This window comes from Streptomyces sp. LE64, from assembly GCF_052606915.1.
This window is the reverse complement of the sequence record NZ_CP199708.1, coordinates 5,831,459-5,843,607: the sequence shown is the minus strand read 5'-3', so window position 1 is coordinate 5,843,607 and position 12,149 is coordinate 5,831,459. Positions and strand designations below refer to the sequence as shown.

Here is a 12,149-nt window from a genome sequence, read left to right as displayed (position 1 = left end):
TCCCGCGGACGCACCCCGGGAAGGGCCTCAGCCCGCCGTCGCCCTCCAGTGGGCGACGAGGTCGGCGGGGGCCTTCTCCGGGGCGCCCGCGTCGTAGGGCGGTTGCGGGTCGTACTCCAGCAGCAACTGGACGCTCTGGGCCGCACGGTCACCCGCGATCCGGCCCACCAGGGTCAACCCCATGTCGATGCCCGACGACACCCCCGCGGCGGTCACGTACTTCCCGTCGAACACCACCCGCTCCGGGCTCGGCACGGCCCCCGCGGCACGCAACTCCTCGCGCGCCAGCCAGTGGGTGGTGGCCCGGCGCCCGGTGAGCAGCCCGGCCGCGGCGAGGACCAGCGACCCCGTGCACACGGAGGTCGTCCAGGTGGTGTGCGCGTCGACGGCGCGCAGCCAGTCCAGGAGGTCGGGGTCCCGGGTCTGCGGGGTGACGTCCGGGCCGCCGGGGACCACCACGACGTCGGGGCGCGGCACCTCGGCGAAGGTCCGGTCGGCGACCAGCGCCAGACCACCCGAGTCGTTGCGGACCGGGCCGCGGGCGGCGGCCACCAGGGCCGTTTCCGTGTCCGGGAGGTGTTGCAGGGTCTCGTAGGGACCCACGGCGTCCAGGGTGGTGAACCCCTCGAACAGGACGACGGCCAGTTGCATTCGGGTGCCTCTCTCTCGGGTGTGTCTTCTGGTGCGGGGCGCGGGACGGGCCCGCGCGTCAGGAAGGGGGACGGAAGCGGCGGCGGTAGTCGGCCGGCGGAGCGCCCACGGTGCGCACGAAGGCGCGGCGCAGGGCCTCCGGGGTGCGGTAGCCGCAGCGGCGCGAGACCTCCTCGATCCCGTCGGCCGTCTCCTCCAGCAGCCGCCGGGCGTGCTCGACGCGGACCCGCTCCACGTACCGCCCGGGGGTCACGCCGGTCTCCGCGCGGAAGGCCCGGGCGAAGTGCCGCGGGGACAGCGCCGCCCGGGCGGCGAGCGCGTCCACGGACAGGTCGGCCGCCGGGTGCTCCACCACCCAGCGCTGCACCTCCCGCAGCGGCGCCCGGCTCGCGGTCTGGGCGGCCAGCGCCGCGCTGAACTGGGCCTGGTTGCCGGGCCTGCGCAGATAGACCACCAGGTGGCGGGCGATGGTCAGGGCGACCTCGCGGCCGTGGTCCTCCTCGACGAGGGCCAGGGCCAGGTCGATGCCCGCGGTGACGCCGGCCGAGGTGGCGATGGCGCCGTCCCGGACGAAGATGGGGTCGGGGTCGACCGTCACGGCCGGGTGCTCGCGCGCCAGGGCGTCGCAGTACGCCCAGTGGGTGGTCGCCCGGCGGCCGTCCAGGAACCCCGCCCGGGCCAGCAGCACGGCTCCGGTGCAGACCGACACCAACCGTTCGGCGCCCGCCCCGTGCTCCCGCAGCCAGGCGACGACCGATTCCTGCGCCGGGCCCTCGCCGTCGCCGCCGGGCACCACCAGGACGTGCGCGGACGGCGCCCCGGCCAGGTCGGTGTCCGGAACGAGCAGCAGGCCGCTGGAGGTCCGCACCGGGCGGCCGTCCGGTGCCGCAGTGCGCACCCGGTAGCCCCCGGTCGGGTCGCCCAGGGCGTACGAGGCGCCGTTGAACACCTCCGTGGGCCCGGTGACGTCGAGGCTCTGCACCCCGTCGAAGAGGAGCACGAGGACGGTTCGTTGCATGTCGTCGATCCTCTTCGCTCCCGGTGGACGACCGCAATGACGGGTGTCCCACCTTTCCTGCCACGGCCCTCGGCGGGCCCGGAAGGGACGGGCCCGGCGGCGGACTGACCGCCCGTCAGCACGGGTCCGTACTGCGGCCCGAGCGCCCGCTGGGCGCGGAGGGGGCCCGGGGGCGCTCCTCCTCGCCGCTGCCCACGCACCCTGGCGGGGCTGCGGACGGTGGGGGACGGCGACGGCGCCGGGTCGGCCCGCTCCCGTCGGCCGGCGAGGCGGCGGCCGCCCGTTGTCACCGGCACCTGCGACAATTGCGGCGCAACCTCAGTGAAGAAGGCGGGACGGGATCGTGACGACACCCCTCGTAGGGTCCATCGAAGGCAGGATCGCCGAGGAGCTCGGCGTGCGGGAGCGGCAGGTGCGGGCCGCGGTGGAACTGCTCGACGGCGGTGCGACGGTGCCCTTCGTCGCCCGCTACCGCAAGGAGGCGACCGAGTCCCTCGACGACGCCCAGCTGCGCGCCCTGGAGGAGCGGCTGCGCTATCTGCGGGAGCTGGAGGAGCGGCGGACCGCGGTCCTCGACTCGGTGCGCGAGCAGGGCAAGCTGACCGGGGCGCTGGAGGCGTCGATCCGGGCGGCGGACACCAAGGCCCGGCTGGAGGACGTCTACCTGCCGTTCAAGCCGAAGCGGCGCACCAAGGCGCAGACGGCCCGCGAGGCGGGGCTGGGGCCGCTGGCGGAGGGTCTGCTCGGCGACCCGTCGGTGGAGCCGCTGGCCGCCGCGGGCGCGTTCGTGGACGCCGACAAGGGCGTCGCCGACCCGCAGGCCGCGCTGGACGGGGCCCGGGCGATCCTCACCGAGCGGTTCTCCGAGGACGCGGACCTGATCGGCGAGTTGCGGGAGCGCATGTGGACGCGGGGGCGCGTCGCGGCGAAGGTGCGGGCGGGCAAGGAGGAGGCGGGGGCCAAGTTCGCCGACTACTTCGACTTCGCGGAGCCGTTCACCGCACTGCCCTCGCACCGGGTGCTGGCGATGCTGCGCGGCGAGAAGGAGGAGGTCCTCGACCTCACCCTGGAGCCCGAGGAGCCGCGGGACCCGACCGCTCCCCCGGCCCCCACCTCGTACGAGCAGTCGATCGCCGCGCGCTTCGGCATCGCGGACCGGGGTCGTCCCGGGGACAAGTGGTTGAAGGACACCGTCCGTTGGGCCTGGCGGACCAGGGTGCTGGTGCACCTCGGGATCGATCTGCGGCTGCGGCTGCGGACCGCCGCCGAGGACGAGGCGGTCCGGGTCTTCGCGGCCAACCTGCGGGACCTGCTGCTGGCCGCCCCGGCCGGCACCCGGGCCACGCTGGGCCTCGACCCCGGTTTCCGCACCGGGGTGAAGGTGGCCGTGGTGGACCCCACCGGCAAGGTCGTGGCGACGGACGTGATCCATCCGCACGTGCCGCAGAACCGCTGGGACGCCTCGGTGGCCACCTTGGCTCGGCTGGCCGCGGAGCACGCGGTCGAGCTGGTGGCCGTCGGCAACGGCACCGCCTCCCGGGAGACGGACAAGCTGGCCGGCGACCTGATCGCCCGGCACCCCGAGCTGAAGCTGACCAAGGTGATGGTGTCCGAGGCCGGTGCTTCGGTGTACTCGGCCTCGGCGTTCGCCTCGCAGGAACTCCCGGACCTGGACGTGTCGCTGCGCGGGGCGGTGTCCATCGCACGGCGGTTGCAGGACCCGCTCGCCGAGTTGGTGAAGATCGACCCCCGGTCCATCGGGGTCGGCCAGTACCAGCACGACCTGTCCGAGGTGAAGCTGTCCCGTTCGTTGGACGCCGTCGTCGAGGACTGCGTGAACGGCGTGGGGGTGGACGTGAACACGGCCTCGGCGCCGCTGTTGGCCAGGGTGTCGGGCATCAGCACCGGCCTCGCCGAGAACATCGTGTCGCACCGGGACGCCCACGGCCCGTTCCGGTCCCGGACCGCGCTCAAGGACGTGTCCCGACTCGGCCCCAAGGCGTACGAGCAGTGCGCGGGCTTCCTGCGCATCCGGGGCGGCGCCGATCCGCTGGACGCCTCCAGCGTCCACCCGGAGGCGTATCCGGTGGTGCGGCGGATGGTGCGGGCGAGCGGGGGCGAGGTGGCCGCCCTGATCGGCAACGGCACCGCGCTGCGGTCCCTGAGGCCCGGTGACTTCGTGGACGGGACCTTCGGTCTGCCGACGGTCACCGACATCCTGCGGGAGCTGGAGAAGCCGGGGCGCGACCCGCGGCCCGCGTTCCGCACGGCGACGTTCAAGGAGGGCGTGGAGAAGCTCTCCGACCTGGTCGCGGGGATGGTGCTCGAAGGGGTCGTCACCAACGTCGCCGCGTTCGGCGCCTTCGTGGACGTCGGTGTGCACCAGGACGGGCTGGTCCACGTGTCGGCGATGTCGAAGACCTTCGTCAAGGATCCGCGGGACGTGGTGAAGCCCGGAGACGTCGTCCGGGTGAAGGTCGTGGACGTGGACGCGGTGCGCAAGCGGATCTCCCTGACGCTCCGGCTGGACGACGAGCCCGCGAAGGGCCGGGACGGCGTGGCCCGGCCCTCCCGGGAGGGCGCCGCCCGCGAGGGCCGGCGGGCGCCCCAGCCGCGACAGGGCAGGGGCGGCGGCGGGTCTCGGCCGGCCGCGCAGCCGGCGAACGGCGCGATGGCCGACGCGCTGCGGCGCGCCGGCCTGGGCTAGCGACGGTGAGGGGGCGGCCGGGACCCGCCGCCGCCCCCCTCGTGCGTCGGGTGGCTCAGCCCTCGGTGATCCGACCGTCGGCCACGGCAACCCGGCGGGTGGTGTGGACGGCGTCCAGCATCCGCCGGTCGTGGGTGACCAGCAGCAGCGTGCCCGGGTAGGCGCCCAGTGCGGACTCCAACTGCTCGATGGCGGGCAGGTCGAGGTGGTTGGTCGGCTCGTCCAGCACCAGGAGGTTGACGCCCCGGCCCTGGAGCAGGGCGAGGGCGGCACGGGTCCGTTCACCGGGTGACAGGGTGGCCGCCGGGCGCAGCACGTGGTCGGCGCCCAGCCCGAACTTGGCGAGCAGGGTCCGCACCTCGGCGGGCTCGGTGTCCGGCACGGCGAGCCGGAAGGCGTCGATCAGCGGCTGCGGCCCGTGGAAGAGGGCCCGTGCCTGGTCGACCTCGCCGACGACGACGCCCGGGCCGAGCGCGCTGTGCCCGGCGTCCAGGGGGAGGCGTCCCAGCAGAGCGGCGAGCAGGGTGGACTTCCCCGAGCCGTTGGGGCCGGTGACGGCGATCCGGTCGGCCCAGTCGATCTGGAGGTCGACCGGACCGAAGCGGAAGTCGCCGCGGCGCACCTCGGCCCCGCGGAGGGTGGCGACCACGGCGCCCGAGCGGGGCGCCGCGGCGATCTCCATCCGCAGCTCCCACTCCTTGCGGGGTTCCTCCACCTTGTCCAGCCGCTCGATGAGCCGATCGGTCTGCCGGGCCTTGGCCGCCTGCTTCTCACTGGACTCGGCACGGGCCCGACGCAGGATCTTGTCGTTGTCCGGGGACTTGCGGAGCGCGTTCTTGACGCCCTTGTCCATCCACGCCCGCTGGGTGCGGGCCCGGGACTCCAGGGACGCCTTCTTGTCGGCGTACTCCTCGTAGGCGGCGCGGGCGTGGCGGCGCGCGGTCTCGCGTTCCTCCAGGTAGGAGGCGTAGCCGCCGCCGAACAGGTTCACCTGTTGCTGGGCGAGGTCGAGTTCCAGGACCTTGGTGACGGTGCGGGTGAGGAACTCGCGGTCGTGGCTGACGAGGACGGTGCCCGCGCGCAGCCCCTGCACGAAGCGTTCGAGCCGGTCGAGCCCGTCGAGGTCGAGGTCGTTGGTGGGCTCGTCCAGCAGGAACACGTCGTAACGGGAGAGCAGCAGGGAGGCGAGCCCGGCGCGGGCCGCCTGGCCCCCGGAGAGGGTGGTCATGGGCTGGTCCAGGTCGACGCCGAGGCCCAGTTGGGCGGCGGTCTCCTCGGCGCGTTCGTCCAGGTCGGCGCCGCCCAGGGCCAGCCAGCGCTCCAGGCTCACCGCGTAGGCGTCGTCGGCGCCCGGGGCGCCGTCCACGAGTGCCTGGGTGGCGGTGTCCATGGCGTGCTGGGCCTCGGTGACACCGGTGCGGCGGCCCAGGAAGGCGCGGACGCTCTCGCCGGGACGCCGGTCGGGTTCCTGGGGGAGGTGGCCCACGGTGGCGTGCGGCGGGGAGAGCCGTAGGACGCCCTCCTCGGGGGTGTCGAGTCCGGCGAGCAGTCTCAGCAGGGTGGACTTGCCCGCGCCGTTGGCGCCGACGAGGCCGATCACGTCCCCGGGGGCGACGACGAGTTCGAGTCCGGAGAAGAGGGAGCGGCTGCCGTGGCCCGCGGCGAGGTCCTTGGCGACGAGGGTGGCGGTCATGGGGTCCGATCGTGGGAGTGGGTGACGAGCGTACGACGGACGCACACCGCTGCGCCCGCGCCGGGTGCCCGCGGGCACATGCGCTGCGGCCCGGGGGCGGGGCGTCGTCCGTCGGGACGGTCCTCGGTCACCGGCACATCGGCGGGTACCCCCTGCTGGTCGTGGTCCTCGTGGACGGCGCCCGGCGGCCGCCGCCGTCACCGTGCGGACGGCGCGACGAGCACGCTGTCCGTGGTGCGCGCCACCAGGAAGGATCGGCTCCGACGCAGGCCACCGTCAAGCGGGATTCGGTGGTGGCCGGGGCCGAGCACCCCGTCGAACACCTCCTGGGTGCGGGCACGGCGCAGTCGGTCGAGGCGGTAGGCCAGCACGCGGACCCGGCAGGTGGAGGTGACGTCGATGCCGGCGTCGTCTCCGGAACGCGCGAGGCGGGTGAGCCTGCGGCGTCCGGCCGGGGCGGTGTCCAGGGCGTGTTCGACCTGGGCGACGAGCAGGGGGACGATGGGCGCCAGTCCGTCGACGTAGGTGACGTTGACCCCGGCGTGCGCGAACGCGGCGCGGACCTGGGTGCGTTCGCCGGCGGGGACGGTGGCGCCGAAGGCGACCGCGCCGTAGGTGCGCAGTTCGGCCGGGGGCACCCGGGCGGCGTCCCGGGTGATCTCGGCGCCGATGCCGATGGTGCGCAGGGCCGCGGCGAGCCGGGCCAGTACGGCGACCCGGTCGCCGACGAGCAGCACCCGGCGCGGAGCCGGCCCGGCGGTGTCCAGGAGGGGGCGCAGGGCCGCGCGGTACTCGGCGCCGCGGAACCGGAACGGCCCCAGCCCGTGGTAGCCGCCGAGCACGAGGTCCACGCGGGGGGTGGTCTGCCAGGCGAAGTCGCGCCAGACGACGTCCTCCGGGGAGGCGGGGTCCCGTTCGATGACTGCGGTCACCGCGCCGCAGGCGAGGTCCTCGCACTCCGGACAGGCGTAGATGATGTGCCGGCGGTGGGCGAGCGGGGCGGGGGCTTCCAGGAGGAGGCTGCGCACCTGGGAGGAGAAGATCGCCGGTGGCACGTCCGCGGCGAGCGGGGAGACGGCGTCGAGGTCGGCGAGGCGGTACAGCAGCGGGCGGCCGTCGACGATGAAGTCCACGAAGTCCCGGTGTGCCTGGGGTTCGCCGTTGGCGTGGATCTCGCCCGCACGGGTGGCGGGTGCCAGGGCGAAGGTCGCGTACGCGGCAGACATGGGGCGAGTATCCCCAGCCGGGCCGGCCGGGGGGCGGCGCGCCACGGCTGCGGAGGGGGCCGGTCGGGTGCCCGGGTGAGGGACGGCGGTGGCGGGGGCGGCGGATGCCGGACGGACGGGGCCCGCTCTTCGCTGTGGGCAAACGGTGCGGTGGCAGGCGATCACCTCGACGGTCGCGGCGTCCGGGGGGTGGTTCGGTTGCCGTTGCGAATCCGCCGCCCCGCGCCAGCCGGGCCCGGCGCGGGGCGGCGCGGGGGCGGGTGCCGCGCCGGCCGTGCGCGGGGGCGCACACACGGTCGAGGGCGTAGCCGGCGCCGTCCGACTGGACGGACGGGGCGGGACGGCGCGCCGCGCGGTGTCCCGCCCCCGGACGGTCCTCGACCGGCCGCTCAGTCCAGTCCGTGCCGGACCCGGGCCGCATGGGCGTCGGGAAGGTAGCGCATGCGGTGCGGAAGCCGGGAGACCACGGCCCCGATGGCCCGGCACAGCCGCCGTAGGCGACGCTCCTGGGCCTCGGTCCACGGCAGCCCCAGCGCGGTGCGCGCTTCGGGCGGCAGCAGTCCGATCGACAGGAACCGGCGCAGCCGCAGGAACAGCGGGCGCAGCGCGGGCCACAGCAGGCGCACCGCGATCCGCACCGGTCGGGGCCCCGCTTCGGGGACCGGTAGCGGCCGTCGGACGTCGAGCAACTCCTGTGCCACTTGGGTGAGTTCCAGCTCCTTGAGGGTGGCCCGGTAGTAGGGCCAGAACTCTTCGACGGTCTCCGGCAGATCACGTTCGTGGATGCCGAGGAGTTGACCGACCCGACGCCACTCGGCGAAGTAACGGCGCTCCTCGTCCTCGGTGTAGGGGCGGGACCAGAGGTACGGGCGGGCGTAGCGGGTCACGGGGTACCCGGTGGCGTGCACCCAGGCGTAGGTGCGGGCGGCCAGTGCGTGGTAGCGGCGCCCCCGGGCGTCGGTACCGCCGACGGTGCGGTGCAGGGCACGCAGACGGCGCCCCTCCGCCACGGCCCGTTCCTCCCCGTACACCCACAGCAGCACGGACCGCACGGAGCGGGCGCCACGGCCCCAGGGGTCGGTGCGGAACGCCGAGTGGTCGTCGACGCCGGCCCCGACCGCGGGGTGGCTCACCTGGAGGACGAAGGCCGGGCCGAGGGTCAGCAAGGTGCGGATGTCACCTGTGTCCTGCCAGAGGATGCCTCCGGGCGGAGGCGGTTGGAGAATACGAGAATGTTGGACATCGAGCGACATATGGCCAGTATGAGGAAGATGCTTCCGGAGAGGCTCATTTGACTCCGCGCGTCAGGTGATTCCGTTGTGGCGTGGGCCACTTCGCCCCGTGCACCGGTGGGCACGCGGGGCGAAGCCCTGCGCAGGGGTCAGCGGTCACGGAGGGGTTCGCCGCGCCGGGCGCGCGCCACCAGGGACTCCGGCGGGGCGAAGCGGTCCCCGTGGCGCTCGGCGAGTTCACGCGCCCGGGTCACGAAGCCGGGCAGCCCGCCCCGGTAGCCGTCGACGTACTGGAGCGCTCCGCCGGTCCAACCGGGGAAGCCGATGCCGAGCAGGGAGCCGATGTTGGCCTCGGCGACGGAGGTGACCACCCCTTCGTCCCACGCCCGGACGGCCTCCAACGCCTGGGCGAAGAGGAGCCGTTCGGACAGCTCGGGCAGGGACGCGGGCGCACCGGAGCGGGTGAAGTGGGTGCGCAACCCCGGCCACAGGCCCGCACGTCGACCGTCGACGTAGTCGTAGAACCCCGCGCCGCCCGCCCGACCGGGGCGGTCGAACTCGTCGACCATGCGGTGGACGACGGCCTCCGTGGGATGCGGCTGCCAGGTGCCCCCGGCGTCCTCCACCGCACGGCGGGCGGCGGCGCGGATGCTGCGGGACAGCGTGAGGGTGACCTCGTCGGCGAGGGCGAGCACCTTCGTCGGATAGCCGGCCTGGGCGGCGGCCTGCTCGACGGAGGCGGGTTCGACGCCCTCGCCGACCATCGCCACTCCTTCGTCCAGGAACCTCCCGATCACCCGGGAGGTGAAGAAGCCGCGGGCGTCGTTGACGACGATCGGGGTCTTGCGGAGCCGGCGCACCAGGTCGAAGGCGCGGGCGACCGCCTCGTCGCCGGTGCGTTCGCCCCGGACGATCTCCACCAGGGGCATCCGGTCCACCGGGGAGAAGAAGTGCAGGCCGAGGAAGTCGGCCGGGCGCCGCACCCCGTCGGCGAGGTCGGTGACGGGCAGGCTGGAGGTGTTGGAGCACAGCAGGGCGTCCGGGGCCAGGAAGGGCTCGACCTCCTGGAACACCCGGCGCTTCAGGTCGGGGTCCTCGAAGACCGCCTCGATGACCACGTCCGCCCCGGCGAAGTCCGCGGCGGTGGCCGCGGGGGTGATCCGGGCGAGCAGGACGTCCGCCTCCTCCCGGCTGCCGCGGCCCCGGGCGACGGCCTTGGCGCACCGCTCCGCCACGCGTTCCCGCCCGCGCTCGGCGGCGTCGAGGGAGACGTCCCCCAGGACCACGTCGATCCCGACGCGGGCGCACGCGTGGGCGATGCCCGCCCCCATCCGGCCGGCGCCGAGCACGGCGACCCTCCCGATCGGGCGCGGCCGGGCGTCCCGGGGCCGGGCGGCACCGGAGTTGACGGTACGGAGGTCGAAGAAGAACGCCTGCATCATGTTCTTCGCCGTCTGCCCGGTCACCAGGGCGGTGAAGTGGCGGGACTCGATGACCTCCGCGGTGGCGAAGTCCACCTGTGCGCCCTCGACGGCCGCCGCGAGGATGGCGCGCGGCGCCGGGCAGGGCGCCCCAGCGGTCCGCTTCCGCAGGGTGGCGGGGAAGGCGGGCAGGTTCGCGGCGAGCCGGGGGTGCGCGGGGGTGCCGCCGGGGATGCGGTGGCCCGGGGCGTCCCAGGGCTGCCGCGACTCCGGATGCGCGTCGATGAACGCCCGTGCCCTGACCAGGAGTTCCTCGGGGCTGTGCACGACCTCGTGGACGAGTCCGAGTTCCAGGGCGCGCCGCGGGCCGTACTGGGTGCCCTGGAGCAGGACGTTGAGGAGGGCGTCGGAGACGCCGAGCATCCGGACCGTGCGGGTCACCCCGCCGGCGCCGGGCAGGAGGCCCAGGGTGACCTCCGGGAGGCCGAACTTGACGCCCGGGGCGTCCAGGGCGATGCGGTGGTGGCAGGCGAGGGCGATCTCGTACCCGCCGCCGAGGGCGGTGCCGCCCAGGGCCGCGACCACGGGGACGCCCAGGGTCTCGATCCGGCGCAGGTCGCGTTTGACGCCGAGGCTCGCCTCGAAGACCCGGGCGGCGTCCTCCGGGCGGGCGGCGAGCAGTTCCTTGAGGTCGCCGCCGGCGAAGAAGGTCTTCTTGGCGGAGGTGACGAGGACGCCCCGGACGCTGCTGCGTTCGGCCTCCAGTCGGTCGGCCACGGCGGTGAGGGAGGCTTGGAAGGCCACGTTCAGGGTGTTGGTGGAGTGGTGGGGGTCGTCGAGGACGAGGGTGACGACCCCGGCCCGGTCCTGTTGCCAGCGGATCGCGGACGGCTGCCGGACGGTGGTGGACTCGCTCATGGGTGACTGCTCCGGGGTGCGGCGGGCGGGTGGAGGGGGACGAGCGGCGCGGTCAGAGGCGTTCGACGACGGTCGCGACGCCCATGCCGCCGCCGACGCACAGGGTGACCAGTCCGTAGCGCCCGTCCCGGCGTTCGAGTTCGTCCACGAGGGTGCCGAGGATCATCGCCCCGGTGGCGCCGAGCGGGTGACCGAGGGCGATGGCACCGCCGTTGACGTTGACCTTCTCCAGGGGGAGGCCCGTCTCCCGCACGAACCGGAGCACCACCGCCGCGAACGCCTCGTTGATCTCCACCAGGTCGAGGTCGTCGACGGTGAGCCCGGCCTTGGCGAGGGCCTTGCGGGTGGCGGGCGCCGGTCCGGTGAGCATGATGGTCGGCTCCGAGCCGGACACCGCGGCGGAGACGATCCGGGCCCGCGGCCGGAGCCCGTAGCGCTCCCCCACCGCCCGTGAGCCGACGACGACGAGCGCCGCGCCGTCCACGATGCCGGAGGAGTTGCCGGCGTGGTGGACGTGGTCGATGCGCTCGACCCAGTGGTACTCCTGGAGGGCCACGGCGTCGAAGCCCGCGCGCTCGCCGATCTCCGCGAACGACGGCTTCAGCGCGGCGAGGCCGTCCACCGTGGTGCCGGGGCGCGGATGCTGGTCGTGGTCGAGGACGACGAGCCCCGCCCGGTCGCGCACCGGAACGACGGAACGGTCGAAGCGGCCGTCCGCGCGCGCCGCCGCCGCGCGTTCCTGGGAAAGCACCGCGTACGCGTCGACCTCGCGGCGGGAGAAGCCCTCGATGGTGGCGATCAGGTCGGCGCCGATGCCCTGCGGAACGAATCCGGTGGCGAGGTTGGTCAGCGGGTCGGCGAACCAGGCCCCGCCGTCCGAGGCCATCGGCACCCGGGACATCGACTCGACGCCTCCCGCGAGGACGAGGTCCTCCCATCCCGAACGGACCTTCATCGCGGCGAGGTTGACGGCTTCCAGCCCGGAGGCGCAGAAGCGGTTCTCCTGCACCCCGGCGACGGTGTCCGGCAGTCCCGCGGCGAGCGCGGCGATCCGGGCGATGTCGGAGCCCTGGTCGCCGACCGGGCTGACGACCCCCAGGACCACGTCGTCGATCGCCGCCGGGTCGAGGTCCGGGAAGCGGTCGCGCAGCTCGTGGATCAGTCCGACGACCAGGTCGATCGGCTTGGTGCCGTGCAGGGCGCCGTTCGCCTTGCCGCGCCCGCGCGGGGTGCGGATCGCTTCGTACACGAATGCTTCGGTGGTCACGGGTGGGCCTTTCGAC

Annotated in this window: 8 protein-coding genes; 1 reads left to right on the top strand and 7 read right to left on the bottom strand. The window is 74.6% G+C overall.

Translation table 11 applies throughout. The annotated features are described in order from the left end of the window. Positions 1-27: 27 nt before the first annotated feature. Positions 28-651: a DJ-1/PfpI family protein gene (locus tag ACSMX9_RS26100; protein ID WP_445397515.1), complete on the bottom strand. Its 624-nt coding sequence runs from the start codon at positions 649-651 to the stop codon at positions 28-30. Between the two features lie 58 nt (positions 652-709). Then, positions 710-1,669 (bottom strand): GlxA family transcriptional regulator, encoded by a 960-nt coding sequence (locus ACSMX9_RS26095; RefSeq protein WP_445397513.1) that lies wholly within the window; start codon positions 1,667-1,669, stop codon positions 710-712. Between the two features lie 343 nt (positions 1,670-2,012). Here ACSMX9_RS26095 and ACSMX9_RS26090 point away from each other — a divergent pair, with 343 nt between their 5' ends. Then, positions 2,013-4,376: a Tex family protein gene (locus ACSMX9_RS26090; protein WP_445397511.1), complete on the top strand. Its 2,364-nt coding sequence runs from the start codon at positions 2,013-2,015 to the stop codon at positions 4,374-4,376. Between the two features lie 55 nt (positions 4,377-4,431). Here the strand turns inward: ACSMX9_RS26090 and ACSMX9_RS26085 are convergent, their stop codons facing one another. The 5 genes from ACSMX9_RS26085 to ACSMX9_RS26065 form a co-directional block, all read right to left on the bottom strand. Further along, positions 4,432-6,069 carry an ABC-F family ATP-binding cassette domain-containing protein gene (locus tag ACSMX9_RS26085; RefSeq protein WP_445397509.1) on the bottom strand — a complete coding sequence of 546 codons (1,638 nt, stop codon included), beginning with the start codon at positions 6,067-6,069 and terminating at the stop codon, positions 4,432-4,434. A 197-nt stretch (positions 6,070-6,266) separates the two neighbouring features. Next, positions 6,267-7,295, bottom strand: coding sequence for an oxidoreductase (locus tag ACSMX9_RS26080; protein WP_445397507.1), 1,029 nt, complete (start codon positions 7,293-7,295; stop codon positions 6,267-6,269). Positions 7,296-7,684: 389 nt separating this feature from the next. Further along, positions 7,685-8,548 (bottom strand): oxygenase MpaB family protein, encoded by an 864-nt coding sequence (locus ACSMX9_RS26075; protein ID WP_445397505.1) that lies wholly within the window; start codon positions 8,546-8,548, stop codon positions 7,685-7,687. A 128-nt stretch (positions 8,549-8,676) separates the two neighbouring features. Next, positions 8,677-10,866, bottom strand: a complete 2,190-nt coding sequence (locus tag ACSMX9_RS26070) for a 3-hydroxyacyl-CoA dehydrogenase NAD-binding domain-containing protein (protein WP_445397503.1) — start codon at positions 10,864-10,866, stop codon at positions 8,677-8,679. A 52-nt stretch (positions 10,867-10,918) separates the two neighbouring features. Beyond that, the gene (locus ACSMX9_RS26065; RefSeq protein WP_351248913.1) at positions 10,919-12,133 is read right to left on the bottom strand and encodes an acetyl-CoA C-acetyltransferase; all 1,215 of its coding nucleotides are present in this window, start codon (positions 12,131-12,133) and stop codon (positions 10,919-10,921) included. Positions 12,134-12,149 lie beyond the last annotated feature (16 nt).

What these genes read in the sequence shown, in the direction of transcription:
- ACSMX9_RS26070 (WP_445397503.1), bottom strand. Translation starts at nt 10,866, where the DNA reads ATGAGCGAGTCCACCACCGTCCGGCAGCCGTCCGCGATCCGCTGGCAA.
- ACSMX9_RS26080 (WP_445397507.1), bottom strand. Translation starts at nt 7,295, where the DNA reads ATGTCTGCCGCGTACGCGACCTTCGCCCTGGCACCCGCCACCCGTGCG.
- ACSMX9_RS26095 (WP_445397513.1), bottom strand. Translation starts at nt 1,669, where the DNA reads ATGCAACGAACCGTCCTCGTGCTCCTCTTCGACGGGGTGCAGAGCCTC.
- ACSMX9_RS26085 (WP_445397509.1), bottom strand. Translation starts at nt 6,069, where the DNA reads ATGACCGCCACCCTCGTCGCCAAGGACCTCGCCGCGGGCCACGGCAGC.
- ACSMX9_RS26100 (WP_445397515.1), bottom strand. Translation starts at nt 651, where the DNA reads ATGCAACTGGCCGTCGTCCTGTTCGAGGGGTTCACCACCCTGGACGCC.
- ACSMX9_RS26075 (WP_445397505.1), bottom strand. Translation starts at nt 8,548, where the DNA reads ATGTCGCTCGATGTCCAACATTCTCGTATTCTCCAACCGCCTCCGCCC.